Raw genomic sequence first — 23,644 nt, 5'->3', positions numbered from 1 at the left:
TCAACGCCCCTTCCCCATGGCCCGCTGCACTTTGGCGTTTTCCTCGTACAGCTGCCGCATGGTCTTCTGGATGTTTTGCAGGTCCTGGTCATTTCGCACCGTCAAGTTTTCGATGTACAGGAGCGGCGCGTTCTGATTGATGGTCGGCCCGCCAGCGACCGCACCTGCCGCGATGCTCCCGCCGGCGGCGGTGGCAAGCGCCGGAGCCGGTGCGGCCATGGATGCCAACCCCGCAAGGGTCTGGGACGCGCTCGCCACCATGTCCTTCGCCTTGAGCATGCCCTGTGCGAGGCCTTCCGCGATGTATCCGCCATATTCGGCCATGAGCCGCGAAGGCGAGCTGATACCGAGCAGCTTGGCGATGGGACCTGGCAGAACTGACGCCGCCCAGCTGATGATCCGGCTGCGCAGCCATCCAGCCATCGCGGAGATACCGTTCCAGATGCCCGTAGCGATGTTCCTCCCGATCTCCAGCATGCGGCCAGGAAGACTTCCGAGGGCGCCAACCATTTGGCTGACGAACTGTCCGAGGTACGACAGGACCCGACCGGCGCCGCTCACAATGGCATTCAGGAAGCTGCTCATGCCGCTGCCAGCCCGGGCGACAAGCCCGGACGCCCAGGACGCCATTCGTGCGAACACGCCCGCCACGAAGTTCCCGAACGCCGCTGCCCCGCGCGCGGCGAAGTCGCCGATGAGGGCGAGCGCCTTGCCCGCGAAGCTCCCGATGAGCCCTGCGATCCTGCCAATGAACCACAAATTGAACAGGCCGTGCAGTAGGGTCAGCGCCCCGGACGCGATCTGCTTGACCGCCTCCCATAGGCCGTTCCAGTCGCCGGTGAACAGCGCCACGAAGAACTTGATGATCCCCGCGATCACGTTCACAGCACCCTGGATGACCATGACGATGGAGTTGAGATAGAACATCACGGTCTGGGCGGCGAACTGGAAAACGTAGTGGAAGATCGTCTCGATCCACTGCATGACCGGCTGGAGCACCGGCTGAATCCTGGCCCACTGCTGCGCGATGTAGTTAACCAGGTTCGTGACAACCGGGACGATGGCGGCGTAGGCCTGCTGGAACGTGGCCTGGATCTGGCTCCACAGCTGCAGCGTGATGTCCCGTATGCCGCCGAAATTGGTCTGCCAGGCTAGGTACAACAGACCTATCGCTGCCACTATGGCCGCCACTATCCCCGTGATGGGACCGATGGCGCCAAGAAAACCAGCGACCGCGACAGATACCATGCCGAACCCGGCTGCGATCTGCGGTAAGAACCCGATGAGCAACATGGTCGGCCCGACCAACAGCAGCAGAGCGGCCACCGCGGCCGCTCCGTAGGCGATGAAACTTTGCACCGGCCCGGGAAGCGACGTGAACGCGCTCACCAGGTTGCCGAGCACGGTCGCGGCCGTCTGCAAGGCCGGAGTGAACCGGCTCCCGACCGCAATCTCCACCGACTCGACCGCGCCGCCGAGCTGTTCGAGCGCGCCGTTCAGGTTGTTCTGCATGACCTGGGACGCCCTCTGGGACGCGCCGGCGGAGTTTTGCAGGGACTTGGTCAGCTCGTCGAACTTTTGCGGGCCCGCCTGCACCAAGGTCAGCATGCCGGATACGGCTTCGGTGCCGAAGATGGTCGCCAGCGCAGCCTGCTTCTGCGCGTCCCCCATGCCGCTGAGGCCTTTGGTCAGGTCGGCAAGGATGGCATTGAACGGCCTCATTTGTCCGTGCGCGTCGGTGACCCTCACGCCCAGGTCCTTGAGCAGCGCCGCGGCTTTGTCGGTCGGATTGGCGAGCCGGATGAGCGCCATCCGGAGTGTCGTACCGGCTTGCTCGCCGCGGATCCCGTTGTTCGCCATGATCTCTGTGGCCGCAGCCAATTGCTCCAGGGATATCCCCAGCTGGTGCGCCACCGGCGCTGCGTACTTGAACGTGTACTGCATGTCGAGGATGCCTGCAGCCGAATCGTTCGCCGCCTGAGCCAGGACGTCAGCCACCCGCGAGGCCTCGGAGGCCTTCAGGTTGAAGGCGTTGAGAGCTGCCGCCGTCGTGTCGGCCACCAGGGCCATGTCCTCGCCGCTTGCCACCGCCGCGCTGAGTACGCCAGGCATCGCCGCGATGATCTCATTGGCCTTGAAGCCCATCGCGGCGAGCATTTCCATGGCTTGCGCCGCTTCGGACGCACTCTTCGGCGTCGTCGCACCAAGCTGGATGGCCGCGTCCCGGAGTTTGCCAAGCTCATTCCCCGTGGCACCGGACAGCGCCTGCACCTTGCTCATCTCGGCCTCAAAGTCTGAGGTGGTCTTGACAGCGTGCCCGAGCCCCAGCACGATCCCCGTGCCTGCGGCGGTGACGGCGGCCCCGACCCGCTTCATCGACTCTGAGGCGGACGACATGCTCTTGGTCAGTTTCTGCGCCGACTCGTCGGCTAGGCTTTCGAGCGCGGCCTTCGCCGATCCCAGCTGCGCCTTGGCCGCCGCCACGTCGCCCTGCAATTTGTCCAGCCGAAGCCGAATCTCCGCGTAAATGCTTCCAAGGTCAGTAGCAGCCATGCACCATCACCGCCTTCCCAGTCCCAGCAGGAATCCCATCATGTCCCGCTTGGGTTTCTTGCCCTGCTCCAGGTACGACACGTAGACAGCTGCCGCCACGTCGAGGCAGTAGGCTGCGTAGCCGGACAGGCCGGTAAAAAAGGACGACGGCCGCTGCCCGAAGGCCTTGGCCGTCGCCACAAGTTCAATCATGGCGTCACTGTTTTCCACGAAAGGGGCGCAGCTGCTCGACCTCCCCGGTCACGTAGGTCAGCAGCGCCAGTTTCTGATTCAGCGTCAGCGGATAAATGTTCTGGATGTCCTCGTACTTCGGCTCCAGCAGGCACTCTTTTGCAATCGCATCGAGCGTCGGCATGAGCTTTTCAAGCTCCAGTTCGACGTCCGGCTGTTTGGCCGCTGGTTTTTTGCCCTCGAAGATCTCCTGCGCGGCGATTTTGAGGCTGTTCGGAAGCACCCCGGCCTTGAGGATGATGGGCGTGATGTCAATGCGCCTAACCCGGACCGGGATCGTCCCCTTGCCGTCCCAGTCCGGGATGTCAATGACCTCTCCCTCGGCCCGCCGCCGGATCTCGTCCAGGCTAATCGGTTTCCTGTCAGCCATGCGTCAGCCCCCTCACTGGAGTTCGGCAGGCAGCTGGTCGACAAACTGCCAGCTCATGTAGGACTCGCCCGTCGCTGGATTCTCCCGCGCGCGCATCTCGAACTCTGGCGTGCCCCAGTCGCCGTCCTGGAAGTCGGCGGTCGGCACGTACCCGATGCAGTACGGGAACTTGAAGCAGACGAAACCGTCGACCCCGCCGCTGGAATTGTAGTTGGCGACGTAGACTTCGGCCGCGAACGGCGTCCGGGTCCCTTGCTCGGAAACCTTCGGTGCCACCCAGCCGATGATCTTGGTCGGGTCCGACTCGTCGAAGATGAGCGTTCCGCCCGCGATGATCTGGGTGGCCTGCGCGTCGAACCGCGCGTCGGTGAATTGGAGGTTCATCCCCACGACGGTGTCCGTATCCTCGAACCGAGCCAGGACACGGTCCCCGCCACGCAGCTCCCCGTTGTCACCGTCGACTGTCTCAAGGTCCACGGAGACTTCTTGCGACGTCTTGATGCCATACCGCTGCGGGTTTGTCGGCATCGAGCCATCCAGGTTAAGCGGTGTGATCACCAACCCCCGGCACCCCTTCAGGTAGCCGGTCTTGGCCTGAGTCCCAGGCATCACTCAGTCCCCCTTTCAATAAGCGAGGCCGCCCGGAAGATCACCAGACGGCCTATGAGTTCGTTTTCGGGTTCGACGAAATCCATCCCCGCCTGAGGCACCAATTCGGTCTCGTACTTCGTCGGCGGGTTGTCCATGGTGTCGGTGATGGTGCGGCCGTGCAGGGCGGCGATGACAGAGCGCTCGAGGGTGTCCAAGGCGTGGAACGAGGTTTGATTGCCGTACAGCCGCACCTCGATCTCCTGCGTGCCCGCATACCAGATTCGGCTGCTCCCTACGCCTGGCACAATCTTCACCGTGGCGTAGGGCCTCGGCGCGTTAGATGGCGCAAGGTACGCCTGGTAGACCGCCGCCAGTCCCGGCACCTGTTTGAGCGTGAGAATCACCGCCCGCCGTAGGCTCATGCACCATCACCTCCACAGCTCCTGAAATGACCTCCGAACGTCCTGCGCCCTGGCGTTCCGTGTCGGCCTGAGGATTGCGTACCGGCCATCGTGCGCCAGCTCCAGGAACACGCCGTAGTCCACTGAGTGGGCCAGCCGGATGGCGATCCCCTCGTTGTTCAGCTCGGCGCTTCCTTTGAGGCCTGCCCGGGCGTTGCCGGTGCGGTCCTGCCATGGCCGGTTCTGCTTCATCTCGCCCTCCAGCTGCATCGCCCAGTACTTGGCCAGGGCCAGGGACGCGGCGCGCTTTCGCTCCACCCACCGGTCCAGGTTCTTCGTCACCACGTTAAGACCAGGCATGTCACGTCACCTCTTGGGCCGAGCCGTTGACCGCGTAGACAAGCCCATTGAATGAGCGCGGCTCAACGCGGATGACGTTGAATCTCCGGCCGCTGTCGGTCGTAAACTCGTCGTCCTCCTGGATGTCCGCGTCCCATGGCGCATAGAAGGACCACCCAGTCAGGCCGATGACGCCCGCCTCGTTGGTCTGGATCGTAGGCTGGGTGTGCTCGGGCACCAGGCGCAGCTCAACCGTCCATGACCGCGTCTGCTCGATCCAACCGCCAGCGCCGTCGTCCTGCCTGTCGCTGCGCACCACCGTGACCGTGACCGGGTTCTGCGCGATGAGCTGCGCATGGGCGGCGCGCAGCGTCGACACCACGTCAACCACTCTGGCAGCCCCCTAGCACGTCCGGCGGCTGGAACTCAAACACGCGGGATCCGAGGCCCGGAACCCGCTGCTTATACGCCTGGTACATGGCCATGCAGTGATCCCGGTAGGCCTCCAGGCTGACAAACTTGTGGGCCTCGTCTCCAGCCTGGCTGGATTCGAGGCCCCCTCGTTCGCTCATGGCCCGCGCCGCCTTGCGGAACCACCCCTCGGCTGCCGCGTCCTCAATGGTGCTGGCGTCGGTCAGCAGCTCGTCGATCTCTGCGTCGGTGAACCTGGTGTCGGTGTCCGAGCCGCCAGCCGGGATCACCTCGTCCACCATCCGGCGCAGCTTATTGCGCAGCTCGTCGGTTGGCGTCATGCGCCATCACCCCCGATTAGGGCAGGGTCAGCTCCTGCACCGCGTTCGCAGGCGCCGTGTACACGCCACGGCGGGCTCGCCCGACGATCTGGCTCACCACCAGGCGGCTCAGGTCCGGACCAGAGGCGTCCACCCGCAGGTCATGCTTGACCAGCTCGACGAAGTACTTCTGCGGGTCGATGAGGTACGCCTTGCCGGGATCGACGCCCGGGTAGGTGTACGTCTTCTCGCCGACCGTCACGCTGTAGCCATCGTAGAAGATGAGCGTGTCGATCTGGCTGATCGCGGGGTAGATGGTCCCGCCGATCTGCTGCCGCTGCAGGGCTTCTTCGATGTCCCACTGGTTGCTGGAGTGCGCCAGCAGGATCGTCGGACGACGCGGCGAGAGCGTGTCCTTGTTCTTGTCCTGAGAAGCGTCGATCAGGCCCTGCTTGATCGTGTTGCGCAGCTTCTCCAGGTACGTGGCGCCCTCCGTCGACGCGGCCGTCTTGTTCTTGGCCGGGTAGTTGTACGTGATGATGGGCGACAGGTGGATGTGGTTCAAGAGGGCGTTGTAGGCCTCGCCCATGGCCCGGTTCAGCTCGGCCAGCTGCCAGGTCTTGTCCCACTCCTGGATGTCCTCCGTGTACTCGAACCCGGCCGCATACGTGATGATGGGCACCGTGTCCTTCGGGCCGACCACGCGGGTCCCGAACTTGACTTCCTCCAGCTCCATGTGCTGCAGGAACACAACGCGAGCGCCGACCAGCGGAGAAATGTCCACGAACTCCGTGAGGTTGGAATCCGCGATCCGCCGGTAGATCGGCTGATACAAGAGCGGCACCTGCTCACGGCCCAGCTGCAGGTCCACGACCGTCTTCTGGACCAGCTGGTCAAGGCCCGCCGGGGTGGTGATCATCTCACCGATGGGCTTGGTCAGCTGAAAGACCTCCATCTCGCCCTCGACAATGCGGGTCTGGACCGTCTTCATCTCGCCCGTCGGCGAGACATACGGGATCCGCAGCTCATGCGTCCCCTTGCGGCGCTGTGCGCGCAGCGTTTCAAGCGAAATGACCTTCGGCATTCACCTTACACCTCCATTGTTGGCGTTTTGACTCAGACCTGCGGCCCGAGCATGAACCAGATGACGTTGTTCGCGTCCTTGGCGACCGTCACGCGGCCCACCAGTCGGTTGCCAGACCCGGCCTCCGTGGTGAGCTTCTTGTTCGTGTCGTCCCAGTACACCGGGTCGCCCGCGTTGAACGCATCGGCCGTCGTGATCTGGCTGGTCTCGTACTCGCCCTGCTCGATGTTCAACACCACTTCTTCACCTGCGCCCGCGCTATTCACGGCCAGGCCGAAGAACCCACCGGCCAGCACGAAATCGCCCTGATTGACAGCCGCAGAGGCCGTCACCTTCACCGACTTGCCATGACCAACAAAACGCCCCACTCAAAACACCTCCCAGAATGTGGTGGATTAGATGGACACGCGCTGAACCGCGAGACCATCCGTGCTGCCGCTTGCGCGGTTGTCATGGCGGCCACGAACCGGCGCAGAGCTGAACAGGCTGGACAGCGCCGTCTTGACGTCCTCCTGCTCCAGCATTTCGCCCACGGCCTTGCGGATCGCCGCCTCGTCGGCGTTGTCATCGACCCGGAGCATGCGCTTGACCAGCGGACGGGCGGCCTCAGCGACCACCATCTCACCGACCACCTTGTCGATGAGCTGTTCGTGCGCCTGGCGGGCCTGCTGCAGCTGTACCTCGCGCGCTGCCTTTGCGGCGGATACAACCGCCTCCGGCTGCGCGTCTCGGCCGATGCCAAACAGTTCGGCCATCTCACCGACCGCATTCGCCCTGGCCTCCAGCGCGCGGTATTGTTCGCCGCCGATCTCCTTGGCCAGGTTCTGAAAGTTCCAGCCCATCTCGCCGCAGATCGCGGCCATCGTCGTGTTCTTCGCCTGCAGCTGCTGGCGCAGCTGGGCAAGAAGCTCCTGCAGGTTCATCGTTTGACCACCTCCGTGATTGGGCGGTTCTATACCGCCGAGAGTGCTGTCCATCTCACCGACCGCCACCACCGACGTCGGCATCCCGGCCCGGTTGAGCGGCGTCCAGTCGATGGACAACGGTTGATAGTCCACCACGTCGATCTCGCCCGTCGCCGACCTGGACAGCTTGGGCATCCCAAAGATGGACACCTGGCGGATGACCCCGGCGCGGATCCACCGCTTCAGGTCGGCCGCAGCCTTGTCGATGACGCCGCGGAAATACGCCTTGCCGTTCTCCCACTTGGCCCCGACCCAGTGCGTGGCGGGTGGGAGAAACTGCGTGCTGACGTCCTCTGCCTTTTGATGGCCGAGGAACCCAGGCAGGCCAGTGGACATGACCTCGCCGACAATGCGCTGCAGGGCCTCCGGGCGGTAGTTCCAGCCGCGCTTCGACTTCCCGGCCGGGACCTCGACGACCACCTCCATGGGATCGTCGTCGCCCGCCTTGATCTTGGCGAGATCGGCCCACGGCGCGACCGGGACGTCCTCGACGCGCATCTCGCCGGAGACGGCCGCCGTGAGGCGCACCATCTCACCGCTTGCGGACTGTCCGGCCAGCTGCAGCAGGCTGTCCGGCGGAGTCTCGTTGAGATCCCGGTAGTGCCTGATCAGGTGCCGCGCGGCTTCGCGCTTCTGCTCGGCTGTCAGGTCCGGGTTCGCACGCGCACCGGCCAGCGCCGCCGCGGCCGCCCCGAGGCCTTCCCGGTTGAGCACTACGGTGCCATCGTCCTGGACCTCATGGTGCGGGCCCCACCAGGTCGCGGAGGGCGTATCCGTCAGGTCGCTGGACTTGATGACCGCGTACACCTCGCGGATGGCCGCCTGCACGCCGGACTCGTTGTTTTCGAGGCCTTGCACCAGGCGGTTGCGCAGCGCCGTCTTGTCCACGTCGCCCCAGGCCTTCGAGCTGACCGTGTTCTTGTCAATCCGAAACGCCAATCCCCTCACCTCCTTTCAGGCATTAGAAAAGCGCCGGGTTTACGGCGCTTCTCGCTACTTTGTGGTGTTTGTCGCAGGCGAGACCGCGTTCAGCGTGGTTCGCTCTGCCGGCCGCTGCGTCAGGACCTTCGGCTGCCACTGTCCGCTCTGGCCCTGGCGGACGAAGGTGCGCGATTGCGGATTGTACCGGCTGATGTGCCCGCTCATTTGGCCTCCCTCCTTTCGGTGATCTCGAGCGCAAGGCTCACACGCGGCGGCTCACCATCGTGTTCCTCGACGTGGCAGGCCACCACTCGAATGCCGAACGGCAGGGACGTGATCGCGCGCTGGATTTCGCCGACATAATTGAAATCGGCCAGCGTCACGGGACGGCTGACCGATTCGGGTGTCTCAGGTGTGGGCGGCGTCATGCCTTTTGGCCATCGTTCGTGCATCATGGTATCGCCCCATCCGGCACGGGCGGCAGGGTTGGCACCTCGCCGCCCGCGTCAAGGAATTCTATCGGCTCCGGCAGGCGGAACCGCATGATGTACAGGGCCGAGAACGGATCACTCAGGTGGTCCGTCACCGTCTGTCCCCCTGTCGGGAAGCCTATCGGCATGCCCTCCAGGCCCCTGGCCGTCGACTCGATGAGCCGCGTCAAAACAGGGTCACCGGAAAGCCTTCCATCCTCCCATGTGACCTCTGCGACCTCTTTTGCAGATCTCCATCGGAATCGTGCCGTGAACTTCATGCCGTTGCCAGCACCCCCAACACCCAGGCGACATATTCGGGATCGCGCTCGGGTTCGTACAATCCGTAGAACACCATTTCCAAGCCCATGCTCATGAGTTCATACGCCCTGCCGCCGTAATCCTTGCCCATGTACGGCTCCGTGAACCGGTCGAAGCGCGTCACTTCGGTCGGATCATACCCTGGGCCGAGCCACTTGAGAGGTTCACCCGCCGTCCGGTATTCGTAGAACGCCTGCTCCATTTGCAGCAGCTTCGGCACCCAGGCCTCGCAACGGTGCGTCAACTCATGCAGCGTCACAGACGGACTAGCCGAAGACCGCAGAGATATCGTCTCTGCCATTCCACCCCGTTGGTAGTACGATCTCTCTGTGCTCATTTTCGCAAAGATCTGCCGGCCGCGGAAGGCATCGACCCAATCTTTCGGCAGGTAGCGAAGCTGCCCCTTGATCCGTTGCACGGCTTCCTCGTCCGAAACTACCAGGACGGCGATCTCAGTGTCATCGTTCATCCGGCGCACCGGGTCCAGGACATCGCGGACGATCTCGGCGGCATTCTGCAGCTTACCGAGTTCGGCCTTGAACTCCGTCGACAGGCGATCAAACTCCGCCATGAGCTTCTGCACGGCCTCCTGATCTCGCCTTCTGTTCGCCTTGTAGATCTCCGCCGCCAGCTTGTTTTTCTGCTGCAAAATGGCCTCGACGCGGCTTTTGATGTCGGATATACGCCGGTCCACCTCTTGCCGCAGAATGCGTCCGACCTCCAGCACATCGGCCAGTGTACTCGTCCCGCGTGCCATCCGGTCCAGTGCATCTTGCACGTACTTCGGCACGCTTGGGCGCTGCTGCTCCAACAGACCCGGAATGGACACCTGCACGGTCCTGTCCAGTCTCCCGGGCCGCCGCAGGAACTGCCTCGGCAGGCCATTGTACCACGCTTCGATGTCTGGTTGAGACTGAGGATTGTCGGCCCACTGCCGGAGCCTCCGGACGAACTGGTCCGTGTCCTCCAGGCGAGGCACCACCGTGCACCGGCACCACGGGTGCGGCTTGCTCGGCTCGTCGCCCTCTTTCCAGAAGCCGTTCCCGCCGTGCGTGGCATAGGTGTCGCATATGTCCGGCTTCGGATGCGAGTTACTTAACCTCCAGTATACGCCTTCATAGCTCGGTGTCGCTCGGTAGGATTGGAGCGCACCTTCATGAAAGGCGTGGTGCAGCTCGGTCACCGCCAGGCGCATGGCCTCCATGCTGATGTTGCGTGGCACACCGAGGCGCTGCCGCGTCTCGTCTTTGAGCGAGGTCCACACCCCTGGCTGCATGTACTGCTGGACATAGCGGGCGAGAACCCGGCTGTTCATGCCCTGCGCGACCGCGTCCTCGACGATCCTCGTCAGGGCCGCCCTGGCACTTTGCGACGTGCGCCAGATTCGGTCGGAAACCTTGAGGCCGTCGTGCCGGGTGCGGGCCAGCACGGCAAGCACCGCCTGCTCGTTGATGGCGGCGAACATCGCGCGCACCGCCGCGGTATCAAAGACGTCTTTGGTCACGTCCAGCGCGACCTGTTCCGCGCCGTCCGTGGCCTCCTTCACCGCCAATCTGATCCCGGCATACACCGCGTCCAGAATGCCCTTGTTCAGCTCGTCGGCCGCCAGCTCCAGCTTCTTGGCCAGCGCGGTCATGTGCCCGGCCCGCAGCGTCCCCGGCGTCACGTCCTGGATCTGGGCCCGCAGACGTTTGGCCACCCGCGTGTAGACCGCCTTCACCTGCCGCGTGGTTGCCGCCTCCTGCTTAGTGAGGCGATCCCGAGCGGCCATCAGGTAGTCGGCGTAATCCTTGCGCGGGAGCAGGTCGTACCACTCGCCCGGCGTCAGGACCTTGCCCATCAGGCGACACCGCCATCAGACCCCGCCGGATTTGCCCCTGGCTGCCCCTGTGGCGCGTTTTGATCGCTCGGTGGTACATCTATACCTGTCCCGTCTCTCAGACGCTGTACAAGGGCGAAGCTGCGCTCGACACGGCGGCGCTCATCCTCGTCGGCCTCCGGGTCCACCCACGGCAGCATCTTCGGCACGAAGTCGCGCAGGAATTCGGCCGCCGCGTCGATGGAGATAAGCCCCGCCTCCACGCCGGTGGACAGGCCATTGATGAGCGTGTTGATGGTCTGCGCGATCTCCGCGTCGTCCTGCGGGCTGACCTCGTCCCATTCCATTCGCACGTCCAGGGAGTCGAGCGACCGGTTCTCGACCTTGGTCCACATGGCCAGGAACATCGAGCCCAGCTCGCCGAACGGTTCCTCGAACTGCCCGCGCTTGCGGTGGATTTTCCGCATGAGCGGGACCATTTGCTCGGACACCGAGGCCTTGGACGACTGGACCGCCGTCCCGAAGGCGAACTCCGGCGTCTCGGTGACGTCGACGATACAGAAAAACAGGAATTTGAGCAGCGTCGTGACCCCTGCCAGTCCCGAGTCGGCCGTGATGAACTCGGCGTCGTCGCCCTCCTGCATGAAAAAGATCTCTTTACCGGCGAAATTCAGCTTCTTGGAGTTGATCTCGTCGGCCGAGAAGTTGTCCGCCAGGAACTTCTGGACGTCCTTCAGCTTGAACTTGACCTTGGGACGGCTGAACAGCTTGGACCCCTGCACGGCGAACAGCATCACGTCATGATACGCCTTCATGAACGGCTCGACGGCCTCCAGCTCACTGACGCCGTACAGCTGGTATTCCTCGGACTCGTTCCGGAAGTGGACGATAGGGATGAATCCCCACGGGTTGCTCTCCGTTTTGTCCTGTGCCTTCACGTCGGCCGGGGCCCGGGTGTCGGCTGTGATGATGTGCTGCTCCGGCGTCCACTTTTCCTCGACCACATACTGCTCCACGGGTCTGCCGTTCTCGTCTTTTATGACTACCGGGTGCCGGATGACGACCTCGGCCCACTCCCCGGTTATCGGGTCCAGGACCGGCACTACCCACTCAGGCGGGATCAGCTGCAGCTGGAACCGTGGCTGCTGGCTGAACTTATCGGGATACCGCGACAGCTGCACGAACACATCGCCGTCCCGCAGGGTGTTGCGCACGGCCCGCAGGAGCTTGCCTCGCCAGCGGGTGAAGTGTTCCTCCAGCGCCTGGTCCGCATCGGGATCGTCGTGCGAGAAGTGCGGCACGCCCATGAACCCGGCCGTGGTGTTGATGATTGGCTTGGCGAACGCCGCGCCCAGCTTGTACTTCTCGTTCGTGTTGCGGTACAGATCCCGCGCCAACTGGTAGTCCACTCGCGAGCTGTCGAGCGTGTACGGCACGTAGTAATCCGACACGGTCCAGATCTGCTGCCGGAGCGCGTTGATCTCGCCCAGGGCGCGCCGCCACCAGGTCTGTCGCACGGTTTTCGTCCTCACCTCAGGCATAGAATCTCACCCCCTTCAGCGCCTCGCGGATGTCGTCATCCAGCGGCGGATTCTGCAGGTGCGTGTACAGGGCATATCGCACCGAGTCCAGCGCGTGGTCGTTCCGCTTGAGCGGCTTGTCCTCGCCTCGCTGCTGTGCTTTCGGGTCCCACACGTAGCTCGCGAACTCACGTCGCAGGTGCGTGCAGGATTCGTGCACCAGCAGGTTTTCCTCGGCCAGCAGCCGAGAGACGAGCTGAATGCCCTCCAGGACCGAGTTATCTGCCTCCACGACATGCAGGCCTCGCCGCCGCAGCTGCAGGATGAACGAGGCGGCCGCCGGGTCCAGGTAGATGGTCACACGGTCCCGAACGTCGCCAAGCCAGGCCTCCACGTCGTCGGCATACTGCGCGTCCGTCTTCTGTCGGCCCTCGTCCCGGCTGTGGAAGTAATACTCCCGCAGGACGTACCAGCGCCGCTCGTACCGGCCGATGAGCTGCAGCGTCGTCGGGTTCGCGGTCCCGTAGTCTCCACCGGCGATCAGCCGGTCGCACTCGTGCGGGTGCGGGATCTCGCGGACCACGTGCCGCGCTTCGTCCCACATATCGTAAACGGCACCCTCGGCCTGCACCCACAGGCCCAGGATGAACCGCTTGTACCAGAGGCCTGTGTACTCGCGCTTGAGGTTGGCCACGAACTCCGGGTCGAGGTTCAGATTGTCCTCAAGCACGAAATGCCAGGCCTTCAGGTCCAGGCCTTCGCGGTCCAGGTACTCGGTCTTGAGCCAGTGGAACGGGCTGTCCGGGTTTGTGGTCCCGAAGAACTTGGCCCCCGGCACCGACAGGCGGGACGTGAGCATCCGGAAGAAGCTCTCGGGCCATAGCGTGACCTCGTCGCCGTAGGCCCCGGCCAGCGTCATCCCTCGGATCTTGTTCTCGGCCCGCTCATCGTTGGCACCGGCCACGTACACCCGCCGGCCGCAAATGAAGGCCTCGCCCTCGCCAGCGTTGTACCGGAAAAGGCGCGGCCCCAGGATTTCCTCCAGCGGGTTCAGGATGTTTCGCCGCAGCGTCCGCTCCGTCTTCCCGGCCATGAGCAGGTCGCCGGGCGGGCCCGTGGCGAGAAAGTCCAGCCACCGCACAACGCTTGCGATGGTTTTGCCGCTTCGCACCGCGCCTTCCCAGATGTTCAGGCGCGCCGTGGAATTCCGGATGGAGTCGAGCTGCTTCTTGCTGAACCGGCCCCATGCGAAGCTCATGCCTGCGCACTCTCCCGGATCGCCTTGACCAGGTCGCCCAGGCTGTTGGTGTCGTCGCGGCCACCGCTGAGGATCCGGTGTTTCAGTTCGATCAGCTTAAGCTTGCGCTCCTGGACGCGGGTCAGCGCTTCCTCGATCCGTTGGATGGTGTCCACGACCGGCTGCATCAGGAATTCCTCGGACGATTCCTCGCCGTCCGGCCCATTTTTCTTGAACTTCGTCAGCTGCGCTACGCCCATCTCCTTGCTCTGTTGGAGCCGCTGGATTCGTTGGAGCATGCGCCGCTCCCGGATCTCGGTGAGCCGGATTTCGTTGTCCAGCTGCGCCAGGGCGTCCGTGTTGACCGCATGAAAAAGGACGCGCTCGGTGTCGTCGAGCGTGTCCAGCCAGATCGTCTCGTACTCCCCAGTGGTGACCGCGTTTTTGTTGCCGAGCGGCGGCCCGGTCGACTTCCCGCCGTGCATCCGGCACCGCCCGTTCGCCATGGCGTTGTTTTTGCACAGCGTTCCTTTACGGGTCTTTGCTCCGCATTTTGCCATCTCACCACCTTCTTGCATGGGGTTGTTTTCCGACTACGCCAGTTTGGTGGCCTCCTGCCCGGTGAACTCTTCCCATCTGCGCATGGCCAGTTCGCAGTAAATCGGGTCGAACTCGATCCCGTATGCCACCCGGCCCATCTTCTCCGCGGCGATGATGGTGGAACCTGATCCGCAGAACGGGTCGAGCACGCTTTCGCCCTCGGCGGTCAGGAACGTCATCACGGCCCTCGGTAGCTCGACCGGGAATGCTGCCGGGTGCGCCTTGACCATGTGCGACTTCTTGCCGCCCTTCTCCAGCCCGGACGATTTGGTGCCCAGCGTCGGGAGATCGGTCGTGGCCTGCGACTGTACGATGTGCCATACATCGTTCGCGTACTTCTTTAGCGGCTGTATCTTGTCGCCTTTCTCCGGTTCGCCCCACGTCATCAGGACCAGCATTTCGTGGGTGACAGGGTGTTCCATCCCCTCGACCATGCCGCTGCCGTCGCATACAGGACACTGGACAGTCGGCAGCTGCACGTCCTCTGCGTCCTCTTTGCGCAGCACGTAGACGACTTCGTGCTTGTAGTTCGGCTTGTAGTGCCGCGCCTTCTTCGTCCGCCTCGTCGTCTGGAAAATCGGATACGGAACCCCGGACTTCTCCCACACGATCTGCCGGTAGAACTGGAGCCCGCATTGTTCCAGCGTGACGACGTGATAGTGCGGGTATGAGTCCGGAGACACACCGACGTTCCAAGCCACGAACCGGCCCGGCGCCAGGTGCAGGAGGATGTTCGTGCCCACCTCGCGGATGAAATCCAGGTACTCGTCCCGCGCCTTACTGTCTTTATACGTCGCGTAGTTGATCCCGACGTTGTACGGCGGAGAAGTGACAATGAGGTCGACCTTCACGTCCCCAAGCAGCCTCCGCCAGACTTCGTCGTCCGTGCTGTCCCCGCAAATAAGCAGGTGCTGACCAAGCCGCCATACTTCCCCCGGCTGAATGCGGGCATCGACAATCTCCTGCAGGGCTTTTGCGACGTCGAAATGTTCGTCGTCCTCGTCGTCCTCCGTGAACCTGGTCAGCAAGTCTTCAACCTCGGCGAGGTCGAACCCCGTGATTTCAATGTCCAGTTCCCCGGTGTCCAGTTCCTCCAGGAGATCCTTCAGCTTGGGCATATCCCATTCGCCCTGGATTTTGTTGAGCGCGATATTCAGCGCCTTCTCCCGGGTGTCGTCCAGATCGACCACCACAACCTCGGTCTCGGTGATCCCCATCTCCTGGAGCACCTTTAGACGCTGGTGACCACCGACCACTCTGCCGGTTCGCTGGTTCCAGACGATCGGTTCCACCAAACCGAACTCCGCAATGGATCGTCTAAGCTTCTCGTATACCGGGTCTCCGGGATGAAGGTCAATGCGGGGATTATATGGCGATGGATTGATTTGGCCGACTGGAACTCGCTGAATGTTCATTGGATCACCCCAGTGGACGACAAATAAAAAACCCGCCGAAGCGGGCATGAGTGTCAAACGCATTAAGATGATCTTGCATTACGCTCAGTCAGGCATTTACCACAAAGCGGATTATGGTGCCTCGGAATTTCTCTCCATCTTGCAAATACTTTTCCGCAATGATGACACTTGTATGTATAGTTGCCTACCATGATGTCAATTAGGTAATTTTCGAGATAAATTGGCCCATATTTGAACTCGAAACTGTGAAGGTGAAAAGAAGAAGTTTGATTGTTTATGTCAAACTGCTCGGGATGGCTGCTAACAAGCACAACATTCTCACTATAATTGGGAATCACAGTTTTTATCCCAGGCAAGATGTCCAAATCTCCGGCAATGATAACCTGAACGAAATTTGGGTTCTTAATAGTTCTCTCGACCAATGTAGCAACCAGAGTGGTGTCAACCATCTTTTCTTCATAAGTGTCGTTTTCAATGGCCCGAATCATCCACTGTTTTAATGGTATCGAAAATACATTACTAACATCGTAACCGGCTTGACTCGCAGAGTACACGAACTGGCTTCGGGCATATGAGCCATTCGAAATCCTCGTCAAATCTCCCCAACTTGGATCAGCCTTAGACACATCTATGATTGATGTGAAGAGCATTAGTTCGGCAGGCTCAAATGGACGCCCGTAAAATTGCCCAAGCTGCCTTTCAATAAACTTAGTCAATTTTTCGAAGTCGATGCGAAAATGTTCATTAGGGTTCTCAGTCTTGGCAGCCAAGATCCCTGTAGCCTTACAAATTCTAAACAGCCATGTACCATCAATAAATACATTGAATTTGCCCACTCTCATCACCCTCCAGCGTAGTTATTCTACGACCAGAAGGTTTTTCCTCCTGACATCTGCTATAAGCAAAACACGTGTCGTTCTTTCGCTGAGATTTCATTGGTATCCGCACAAATAAATCAGGACGCTCCGTACCGATGCACACTTGGAACGTCCTCGGGATAGGGGATATTCACCGTCGATACCAACATAACGCGTTAGACAGCTCCCAAACTCCAAGAAAACTCACCAAAAACTCTATTTCTGCTCTTGATTCAAGAATGCCACTACCTGGGGCACGAACTTCCCGTCGAGCGTGTACGTGTATCCCCACGGGTTCCGGTCGGTGTAGTGCCCGTAGGCGAACTGTCCGAGATCCGAAACGATCCGGTGCAGGTACAATAGCGCGGTCACCTCATGCTTCTGCTTCGCCACGTCCAACAAGGCGATGGCGTTGTCCAGGTCTCTCAGCACCAGCTTGGCTTCATTCCCGCCGTTTTGCAGGAGATCCTGTGCCTCTCTCAGCTCATACTTTATCTGCGGGTAGTTGTCCAGCTCCCAAGTGGCCCACTCTTTCGACTCCGGGTCCTTGTAGTCCTCATAGCCGTTCCATCCCACAATGCCATTCATCTCATCGTGCACGTGCGCGATGATCTCCCCGGCATTCTTTGTGCTCGCCAGGGCCGCCTGCACGCTCTTGACCTTCTCATCGTCGATTTTGGGCAGGGTCAGGCGGAAGCCAAGGAATATCCCGACGACCACCACCACCGCACCGACGACAAGCGCCACCACTTTCCACAGATTCACGGTGATCCCCCCAACGTTCACACGATATTGCGCAAGCAGATAAGCAATTTGTCCATGGCCTGATTCCGTATCACGAACACGTTCTTCTCGCTGTATCCCATCGCCTCGGCCGTCTTCCGGATGGGCCACTGGCGGAAGTACCGATACTCCACAAATTGACGCTCCACATCCGACAGGCATTTCAGTGCTTCGTCAATGGATTCCACGATGAGCTTGTATTGCGCGATCTGTTTGTGCAGGTCCAGGGCCCGTTTGGATTCGATGCGGTCAATCGCATACTTCTCGGTCGACGACGTGATGACGAACGAACCATGCGAGCCTCCGACAAGATCGTACTTGGCCGTCATCGACGGCATGATCCAGTCCAGCTGCTTTTGCAAGTTGCGGATCCCCGCAAGATAGGACTTGTAACAGCGTAGGTGCGCTTCAATCGCGCGAATCGCCTTCTTCCGCAAGTCTTTCTTGGTCATGCGCACCCCTCCCTAGTCCCGATCAAGCCCGATAACATGCCATCCGTCCCGCAACCTGCTGTTCAAGTCTGAGAAAGTCAGCGGCTCGTACACCCATACGCGCTGCCCCTCCTCCATGCGCCAGAGAAGATGCCAGCGAACGATCTTCTTCTTTCGGCGGCCCATTCAGACCACCGCCTGTAGGTAATCCAGAACCACACCACGCCCAGCGGTCACGCGTGGACACCGTCGCCGAATGGTCTCATACGGCACAGACTTGCGCCCGCCGCGATACATCGCCACCCACCATTCGTTCAGGTCAGTGAACGGCAGAACGTAGAACTCATCCAGCGTCGCGAACTCGATGAGGATGAAAGCGATCCCGCCCTGGTCGTGCCAGGCCTGTAGGAACTCGAACTGATGCTGCTCGATGTTATCCAGCGGAAACCGTGTCTCCGTCCGGGTGGATTTCGCGTCAAACGCAATCGGTCGACCGGCCGCAACTCCGACAAAGTCCACCGTGGATTTTCGTTCCGGAAACGCGCTGATAATCTGTCTCCCGTGCCTCACCACTTTCCAGGGCGTGGCCACCTTTTGGATAACCGCCAATCCCTTCGCCTGGTACTGAGCGTTGGCTACGTAGATCAGCTGCTCCAGCGCCGCGCCCCTGTTTGCATAGCCGATTTGCAACTCTCATCCCTCCGGCGCGCTCAAACAGCACCAGAACCGGCGTATTCACACCGCGGATGGTTCGCGTCCCACGGTTCGATGTACAGGTTGTGCAGGGCCTCGTACACAGGGCACGTGGCCTTCGGCGCCCCGTTGCACCCCGGGCACGCGGCCGCCATGGCGACCTCAGCCAGGTCGTACACGTAGTCCCTGCCTTCCTCCTGATAGACCTCGTCCCGGATCCGCTTCATGTACCGCAGGAACTCCTTGTGCGTGGCCTGCATCGCCGTGTCATTGATGACCCCGATGGTGACCCCGGCGCTCTTGCGCATCAGGATTTCGCGCGTCCGTTGATTGACCGGCTTTATCCAGGTTCGGAGCGCCCGCTCAATGAAGGCCCGGCCGCGCCTCAGGTCCGCAAGCGCCTCCTTCTGTAGGCGCCCTGACACACGGTCGAGGACCGTTCCCACCGCGGTGACCGCCGCGCTGGCCATAAGGTACGACTGCTGTTCGTGCGCGTTCATATAGTCCTTCACGGCGATACCCCCTAGATGACCGTTCTATCTCTGCACGCCTCGCAGGTGCGGTACCACGTGCCTGCCACAATCGCGAGGCTGAACCGGCCCGCCCCGCACTTGCGGCAGATTCCACTTCTCGTCTCGGATGGCCTCTCGGCGCGCCTGTGTTCGGCCCGTTGCCTCTTCGGGAGATCCGGTTCGTCGCTTGGTTCGAACAGGTCGTCCAAAAAGGAAGCCTGTTCAGAATTCCGCTTCATCACCTTCACCATCATCACCCCCGTCGGCGCGCCGAGACGCTAACCAACGAATCAATGAATTAACCGATGTTCATACATTCCCGCCTTCGTTGGATTGAGCCCGCGCGCCGTTTCAATGCCTCACACTCCAACGGTTTCCTCGACATTTTCCGCCTGTTTCGGCTCAGCCAACGTCTTCGCCACGAAGAAATTCCCGTACTGATCGCGCTCGAGGTAAGCGTCCGGGACTGCTTGGGATACACTCAGCTCCGCACCGCATGCGCGGCACCTGCACGTCCCGGTCCCCTCGTACAGGTAGTGGCGCCCCCGGTCTCCGCATGCGGGGCAGTGGTAGTAGGTCTTGTACTTCTTGCGCCCGAACTCGTCCGTTTTGATACCGGTGCGCCAGAACTCTGGAACCGACTCGCCATCGGCAGCTTTATCAGCGATCTCATTCGTTCGCCCGGAAAACGCTGCCCATGTGGCCTCCAACCGCTCCGCGATGGTTGCGCCGCTTTTCGGTCCTTCCACGATTGCGCCGTCCACGCCGACCCTTGGGTACTGGCGAGGCCTGCCGACGGTCTTTTCTGCCGTCCTGTCCGCTTCCGAATGCCTTCGCGCGAAGTCCTCGAGGATCTGATCGATGTTCCGCGGTTCCACTGCCGTAGCCTTGGAATCCGCCTCCTTCAGGGCGTCCCCCCTCGCGGCCTCGAGTTCTTCCTTGGTTGGAGGTACGACCACAGACCCAGAGTGCCGTGCGATCAGGAAGTCCAGCACCCGGTCGATAAGTTCATGCTCGTACTCACCCGTGGCCTCAATCGTCACGCCGTCGATCCGCACCTTGGTCGTCACCGCTCCATCGCCTCCAGCCGCCGCTTGTCCACCGCGACGACTTCGCCAACGTCTCCTTCAAGCAGTCGTCGCAGATGGTCGATCTCATCCCCATGCACCGCATATGAACATCCAACCTGCTTTTCAGCGCCAATTACGACTTCCCACGCTTGAGACGCTACTTTTTCCAACGCCTCCAACCGCCGCCTGTCCACCACCGCCAGCCCCACTTCCTCCAACTGCCGAAGCTTGTGGCCGCTCAGGATTGCGGCAGCTCGTTGGCGCACGTCCCGGATATCGTCAACGGTGCTGGCCATGATCCATATCCTCCTCCCGTCGCGCACACTCCTCGCAGCGGAGTCTTTCCCAATCCTCCGAACTTCCCGGTTTTGGAAGCCCCTTGCACCATGTACAGATTGGCTTCCAGCACACGCGACAGTAATCGGCCACTTGATTGCATCGCGAGCAGAAAACGCGAGGCTCAACATAGAAACCGGGCGGAGGACTCTGGAACACCTCAAACCCTGCACTCTCTAATGCGCGCATGGCCTCCTCGCCTATGATTGCGGCAGCCTGTACGCTAGTCACCCCTCACACTCCCCTTTCGGCCCCCATCTTCGCGACCGTCTGCCCGGCCATGAACTTCCCGCAGTAGCACGCCCCGACGATCCGAGACTCGTTCCAGCAGTAATCCCCGCACCTAGCGGCATTCTTCCCGGTCTCTCTAAGGGCCCAGGCCCGCAGCCCCGCCCAGCAGTACCGGGACGGGACCGCGGCGTCCAACCTGTGGACCCAATGCAGCCGACGTTCTATTCGCGCGTCCATACCAAACACGCTCCTTCACGTGTCTGCCTTCGTCACAATGCGCCCGAGCCTTAAAATTGCGTCGTCCAGGTGATCCCGCACCTCTCTCAGCGTGTCGACGTATGGGTCGTAGGACCGGCCAGCGATAGTGAGGTCGATCCCCAGCCGGTGCGCTGTGTCGCGCTTGCGCTGCAGTTCTCTGTGCAGTGCGTCGATGCGTGCCTGTTCGCTCTTGCTCGGCTTGCTCACGCTCGGCACCTCACTCCACCAGTTCGTCGATGGTCGTGCGCGGCGACGGCACGATCCGAAATGAGATCCCCTTTTCCTCGGCATCCAGCGCATAACTCTCTGCCTGGGACCTGGTAAGCCAGCGAACCGGCCTCCACCCGCCGTCGATTTGAAGCCAGACGTCATACCTGCCCTCATGCGCGTTTTTCATTGGGATCACTCCTTGATTTCATGCAAGTGGAAACAGTTCTGGTGCAGATTCACGTACTCCCGACGCGGCGGGAGCAGCATCGCCATCGTCACATCGTCCGGCACCAGCTCGTACCGCGCGTCCCGGATCTCGTCCCATGTCGGGTAGCGGTTCGGGTGGCTGATGGACATATGCCACCCGATTTTCCGGTGCCGCTCCACCAGCACCGTGCACTCCCCGAACCGGTAGGCCTTGCACCCGGGCCAGACCTCGCCCAGGTACACAGGCTTCATGCCCGACCAGCGCCGGCGTGCCGGTGAACCGTTCCAAACTCCGTCGCAGGGTAGACCATTTCAAGCATGTACCGGTTGCCGCAACCGTCGCAGATGTGCTCGTACTTCATCGGGAAGTCGGGCCAGCCGAATCCCGTGGACTTGAGTTCGCCGCCGCACTCTTCGCAGAAGGCCCGCACCTGTACCACATGCACCGGCGACTCCTTGATGATCGGCATCAGTTCTGCCCCCCTGCCTTGGTCAGTTCGTTCACGCACGACCCGCATACCAGCTTCCCAGCCAGCGTCTGCATGTCGTCCGTCGCCTCACCGCAGAACACGCACCCACGCTCATAACGGCGGATGATCACTCGCTCACCATCCACGAAGATTTCCATTGGGTCGCCCTCGTTGAAACCCAGGGCCCGGCGAACCTCCTTGGGGATCACCAACCGCCCCAGGTCGTCAATCCTGCGAACCACTCCCACAGCTTTCATGCTGATCCCCCTCTTCAGAACTTGATCTTCGTGCGCCGGTAGTCCCGGCCACTGAGTTTCACGACCACAAGCCCCTCACACATGCGGCTGAAATTGCGCGCCCCGATCTTCGCCTGCAGCTGCTCGCCGTTCAGGTTCGTCGTGTACACGGTCGCCATGCCCTGTCGAGCGTTCATGACCTCGAAAATCTTGGACTCGGCCCAGGACTCATCCGCGTTGCCGCTGTACTCGGCGCCGATGTCGTCCAGGACTAGGACATCGACCGTTCGTAAGGCCTCCAGCACGTCGTCCTCAGAAACATCCGACCGCCGGTTATACGTGGCCTTGATTTTCGTCAGGAGGTCCGGCACCGATGCGAAGATCCCGGTGTACTCCCGGTCTATCAACGCCCGCACCACCGAGACGGCCAGGTGGGACTTCCCCGTCCCGTAGGGCCCGACGAAAAGCATGTTCTCCGCTGGACCGGTTCCGAACCGTTCCACGTAGGCCTTCGCCGCCGCCAGGGCCTGACGTTGGCTGTCTGTCTCGACCCTGAACGTCTCGAACCGTGCGTTTTTGAGGCTCGGTGAAATCAGGCTCAGTCGGTCGAACAGCGCCCTGATCCGCTCCGTGTGGCGCCGCTTGTTCTCGGCCATGATCTCCCGCACGATCCTCAGTTCCTCACACCGGCACCCCAGCTTGAACCGCCCGCCAGGTAGCGACCCTTTCGGGATGACCTCCACCAGCCTGACCGTCACTCCACAGCCATTGCAGAGCTCTTGTCCCAACTCGCGGATCTCGAACAAACCCGCGTACCGCTGCAGGACGGAACCAATCGGTTCCACGGTGAATCACCCCCTAAAACCCCAATTCCTCCGAGCTGTACAGAACCTCATTGGAGCGATCCGGTCTCCCGCGTACGCGGGTGCTCGGCGCCGCTCTCGGCTGTCCGCGAGGCAATGCGCCTCTGCCCTCTGTCTGCCAGTTGGACAGGATGCTGCGGACATACGACAGCTTGCGCACGTTCTGTACAGCCGCTTGCCTGATGGCATCCTCAATCCAGTCCGCGGGATACTCATCGACCATGGCTGAAAGTTCCTCCTGGACCATGGACGACAGCACACCAATCTCCGATTCGTAGGCCTTTGCCACTCTTGCCAAAATGTTGGACGACGACAACGACGACGATCCTTCCGCGCTGGATTCCGTCTCGCGCTCTTGATCACGTAACTCTTCAGATCCACGTATGTCGTCGTTGTCTTTATCTCTGGTTTGGTTAGGTAAGGTTAGGTTAGGTAAGGTAGGGGCGTTACGGTGCGTTACAGTAACGCGTGAGTCACGCGTTACATCGTCATTACGTGATGCGTTACTGTCAGCGTTATGTTTGGTCGACTGTTGTTTCGAGCGAAATCTTCTTTGACGCTCCGCATTCTGCTGCCGCTTCTTTTCAATGTCCTCGATGAGCTTCCCGGCGTAGTCGTACCAATCGTGGATGACGAGTGATCCGTCGTCGGTACGGTCCAGAAAGCCTGCGGAAATGAGCGCGTTCAGGAGTTCATCTGGATCGCCATCCCAGTACAATTCCTCGGCGATTTCCGCGGCATCAAAGTCGGACAAATCCCCATCTTTCGCGTACTCGACCGCCCACCACCACAGAAAATGGAGCATTCCCACGGCGGTGGGCAGGTTCACACCCAACGCGCGCGCTAACCGTTTTGTCTTTGGATGGTGTCCAAGGCTGCTGTGCGATTCGATCCACGCCACGTGGTGTTCACCTCCGGT

The 23,644-nt window shown here is 61.4% G+C and carries 33 protein-coding genes; all 33 read right to left on the bottom strand.

Translation table 11 applies throughout. The features are described from left to right. A complete protein-coding gene (locus tag BM357_RS02330; protein WP_074949131.1) occupies positions 1-2,553 on the bottom strand; it encodes a phage tail tape measure protein in 2,553 nt (850 codons plus the stop codon). A 6-nt stretch (positions 2,554-2,559) separates the two neighbouring features. After that, positions 2,560-2,745 carry a hypothetical protein gene (locus BM357_RS02325; RefSeq protein ID WP_139234518.1) on the bottom strand — a complete coding sequence of 62 codons (186 nt, stop codon included), beginning with the start codon at positions 2,743-2,745 and terminating at the stop codon, positions 2,560-2,562. 4 nt (positions 2,746-2,749) lie between these two features. After that, positions 2,750-3,154: a hypothetical protein gene (locus BM357_RS02320; RefSeq protein WP_074949127.1), complete on the bottom strand. Its 405-nt coding sequence runs from the start codon at positions 3,152-3,154 to the stop codon at positions 2,750-2,752. 12 nt (positions 3,155-3,166) lie between these two features. Next, positions 3,167-3,763 (bottom strand): hypothetical protein, encoded by a 597-nt coding sequence (locus tag BM357_RS02315; protein WP_074949125.1) that lies wholly within the window; start codon positions 3,761-3,763, stop codon positions 3,167-3,169. Continuing rightward, positions 3,763-4,167, bottom strand: coding sequence for a hypothetical protein (locus tag BM357_RS02310; protein ID WP_074949123.1), 405 nt, complete (start codon positions 4,165-4,167; stop codon positions 3,763-3,765). Before BM357_RS02310 ends, BM357_RS02315 begins: the two co-directional genes overlap by 1 nt. Positions 4,168-4,173: 6 nt before the next feature. Next, positions 4,174-4,506: a hypothetical protein gene (locus tag BM357_RS02305; RefSeq protein WP_074949121.1), complete on the bottom strand. Its 333-nt coding sequence runs from the start codon at positions 4,504-4,506 to the stop codon at positions 4,174-4,176. 1 nt (position 4,507) lies between these two features. Further along, positions 4,508-4,876, bottom strand: coding sequence for a hypothetical protein (locus BM357_RS02300; protein ID WP_074949120.1), 369 nt, complete (start codon positions 4,874-4,876; stop codon positions 4,508-4,510). Further along, positions 4,869-5,237: a hypothetical protein gene (locus tag BM357_RS02295; RefSeq protein ID WP_074949118.1), complete on the bottom strand. Its 369-nt coding sequence runs from the start codon at positions 5,235-5,237 to the stop codon at positions 4,869-4,871. The genes BM357_RS02300 and BM357_RS02295 overlap by 8 nt, the downstream gene beginning before the upstream one ends. Positions 5,238-5,253: 16 nt before the next feature. Then, positions 5,254-6,300 carry a phage major capsid protein gene (locus BM357_RS02290; protein WP_074949116.1) on the bottom strand — a complete coding sequence of 349 codons (1,047 nt, stop codon included), beginning with the start codon at positions 6,298-6,300 and terminating at the stop codon, positions 5,254-5,256. Positions 6,301-6,332: 32 nt separating this feature from the next. Then, on the bottom strand, positions 6,333-6,668 hold the full coding sequence (locus BM357_RS02285; RefSeq protein WP_074949114.1) for a DUF2190 family protein: 336 nt from the start codon (positions 6,666-6,668) through the stop codon (positions 6,333-6,335). A gap of 27 nt (positions 6,669-6,695) precedes the next feature. Beyond that, a complete protein-coding gene (locus tag BM357_RS02280; RefSeq protein WP_074949112.1) occupies positions 6,696-8,204 on the bottom strand; it encodes a hypothetical protein in 1,509 nt (502 codons plus the stop codon). Positions 8,205-8,258: 54 nt separating this feature from the next. Next, the gene (locus BM357_RS19650) at positions 8,259-8,411 is read right to left on the bottom strand and encodes a hypothetical protein (protein WP_175511409.1); all 153 of its coding nucleotides are present in this window, start codon (positions 8,409-8,411) and stop codon (positions 8,259-8,261) included. Beyond that, positions 8,408-8,641: a hypothetical protein gene (locus tag BM357_RS02275; RefSeq protein ID WP_074949110.1), complete on the bottom strand. Its 234-nt coding sequence runs from the start codon at positions 8,639-8,641 to the stop codon at positions 8,408-8,410. Before BM357_RS02275 ends, BM357_RS19650 begins: the two co-directional genes overlap by 4 nt. After that, a complete protein-coding gene (locus BM357_RS20430) occupies positions 8,638-8,772 on the bottom strand; it encodes a hypothetical protein (protein WP_281245548.1) in 135 nt (44 codons plus the stop codon). Before BM357_RS20430 ends, BM357_RS02275 begins: the two co-directional genes overlap by 4 nt. A gap of 161 nt (positions 8,773-8,933) precedes the next feature. After that, positions 8,934-10,817, bottom strand: a complete 1,884-nt coding sequence (locus tag BM357_RS02265) for a hypothetical protein (RefSeq protein ID WP_074949105.1) — start codon at positions 10,815-10,817, stop codon at positions 8,934-8,936. After that, positions 10,817-12,337, bottom strand: a complete 1,521-nt coding sequence (locus tag BM357_RS02260) for a phage portal protein (RefSeq protein WP_074949103.1) — start codon at positions 12,335-12,337, stop codon at positions 10,817-10,819. Before BM357_RS02260 ends, BM357_RS02265 begins: the two co-directional genes overlap by 1 nt. Next, on the bottom strand, positions 12,330-13,574 hold the full coding sequence (locus BM357_RS02255; RefSeq protein WP_074949101.1) for a PBSX family phage terminase large subunit: 1,245 nt from the start codon (positions 13,572-13,574) through the stop codon (positions 12,330-12,332). Before BM357_RS02255 ends, BM357_RS02260 begins: the two co-directional genes overlap by 8 nt. Then, positions 13,571-14,113: an HGGxSTG domain-containing protein gene (locus tag BM357_RS02250; protein WP_074949099.1), complete on the bottom strand. Its 543-nt coding sequence runs from the start codon at positions 14,111-14,113 to the stop codon at positions 13,571-13,573. The genes BM357_RS02255 and BM357_RS02250 overlap by 4 nt, the downstream gene beginning before the upstream one ends. 33 nt (positions 14,114-14,146) lie before the next feature. Further along, the gene (locus BM357_RS02245) at positions 14,147-15,568 is read right to left on the bottom strand and encodes a site-specific DNA-methyltransferase (protein WP_074949097.1); all 1,422 of its coding nucleotides are present in this window, start codon (positions 15,566-15,568) and stop codon (positions 14,147-14,149) included. 62 nt (positions 15,569-15,630) lie between these two features. Continuing rightward, on the bottom strand, positions 15,631-16,404 hold the full coding sequence (locus BM357_RS19165; RefSeq protein WP_139234517.1) for an FmdB family zinc ribbon protein: 774 nt from the start codon (positions 16,402-16,404) through the stop codon (positions 15,631-15,633). A gap of 237 nt (positions 16,405-16,641) precedes the next feature. After that, positions 16,642-17,190, bottom strand: coding sequence for a hypothetical protein (locus BM357_RS02240; RefSeq protein ID WP_074949095.1), 549 nt, complete (start codon positions 17,188-17,190; stop codon positions 16,642-16,644). 17 nt (positions 17,191-17,207) lie between these two features. Next, positions 17,208-17,660: a sigma factor-like helix-turn-helix DNA-binding protein gene (locus BM357_RS02235; protein ID WP_074949094.1), complete on the bottom strand. Its 453-nt coding sequence runs from the start codon at positions 17,658-17,660 to the stop codon at positions 17,208-17,210. 165 nt (positions 17,661-17,825) lie between these two features. Further along, complete coding sequence (locus tag BM357_RS02230) at positions 17,826-18,329, bottom strand: Holliday junction resolvase RecU (RefSeq protein WP_074949092.1); 504 nt, start codon at positions 18,327-18,329, stop codon at positions 17,826-17,828. A 20-nt stretch (positions 18,330-18,349) separates the two neighbouring features. Further along, the gene (locus BM357_RS02225; protein WP_074949090.1) at positions 18,350-18,844 is read right to left on the bottom strand and encodes a DUF5651 domain-containing protein; all 495 of its coding nucleotides are present in this window, start codon (positions 18,842-18,844) and stop codon (positions 18,350-18,352) included. Positions 18,845-19,203: 359 nt separating this feature from the next. Further along, positions 19,204-19,914 carry a hypothetical protein gene (locus BM357_RS02215; RefSeq protein ID WP_074949086.1) on the bottom strand — a complete coding sequence of 237 codons (711 nt, stop codon included), beginning with the start codon at positions 19,912-19,914 and terminating at the stop codon, positions 19,204-19,206. Continuing rightward, positions 19,911-20,210 (bottom strand): hypothetical protein, encoded by a 300-nt coding sequence (locus tag BM357_RS02210; RefSeq protein ID WP_074949084.1) that lies wholly within the window; start codon positions 20,208-20,210, stop codon positions 19,911-19,913. The genes BM357_RS02215 and BM357_RS02210 overlap by 4 nt, the downstream gene beginning before the upstream one ends. A gap of 523 nt (positions 20,211-20,733) precedes the next feature. Then, positions 20,734-20,946, bottom strand: a complete 213-nt coding sequence (locus BM357_RS02200) for a hypothetical protein (protein ID WP_139234516.1) — start codon at positions 20,944-20,946, stop codon at positions 20,734-20,736. 10 nt (positions 20,947-20,956) lie between these two features. Next, entirely contained in the window at positions 20,957-21,136 is a 180-nt protein-coding gene (locus BM357_RS02195) for a hypothetical protein (RefSeq protein WP_074949079.1), read from the bottom strand. Positions 21,137-21,141: 5 nt separating this feature from the next. Beyond that, on the bottom strand, positions 21,142-21,408 hold the full coding sequence (locus tag BM357_RS02190; RefSeq protein ID WP_139234515.1) for a DUF7694 domain-containing protein: 267 nt from the start codon (positions 21,406-21,408) through the stop codon (positions 21,142-21,144). Continuing rightward, the gene (locus tag BM357_RS02185; RefSeq protein ID WP_074949075.1) at positions 21,405-21,626 is read right to left on the bottom strand and encodes a hypothetical protein; all 222 of its coding nucleotides are present in this window, start codon (positions 21,624-21,626) and stop codon (positions 21,405-21,407) included. The genes BM357_RS02190 and BM357_RS02185 overlap by 4 nt, the downstream gene beginning before the upstream one ends. Next, the gene (locus tag BM357_RS02180) at positions 21,626-21,883 is read right to left on the bottom strand and encodes an AbrB/MazE/SpoVT family DNA-binding domain-containing protein (protein ID WP_074949073.1); all 258 of its coding nucleotides are present in this window, start codon (positions 21,881-21,883) and stop codon (positions 21,626-21,628) included. The genes BM357_RS02185 and BM357_RS02180 overlap by 1 nt, the downstream gene beginning before the upstream one ends. 14 nt (positions 21,884-21,897) lie before the next feature. Next, positions 21,898-22,707, bottom strand: coding sequence for an ATP-binding protein (locus tag BM357_RS02175; RefSeq protein ID WP_083430083.1), 810 nt, complete (start codon positions 22,705-22,707; stop codon positions 21,898-21,900). 13 nt (positions 22,708-22,720) lie between these two features. Then, positions 22,721-23,626 (bottom strand): DnaD domain-containing protein, encoded by a 906-nt coding sequence (locus BM357_RS02170; RefSeq protein WP_074949071.1) that lies wholly within the window; start codon positions 23,624-23,626, stop codon positions 22,721-22,723. Positions 23,627-23,644: the final 18 nt, after the last annotated feature.

This window comes from Paenalicyclobacillus macrosporangiidus, from assembly GCF_900116805.1.
Classification (GTDB): domain Bacteria; phylum Bacillota; class Bacilli; order Alicyclobacillales; family Alicyclobacillaceae; genus Alicyclobacillus_H; species Alicyclobacillus_H macrosporangiidus.
Note: the sequence above shows the minus strand (reverse complement) of the source record. Positions and strands in the feature narration are given on the sequence as shown.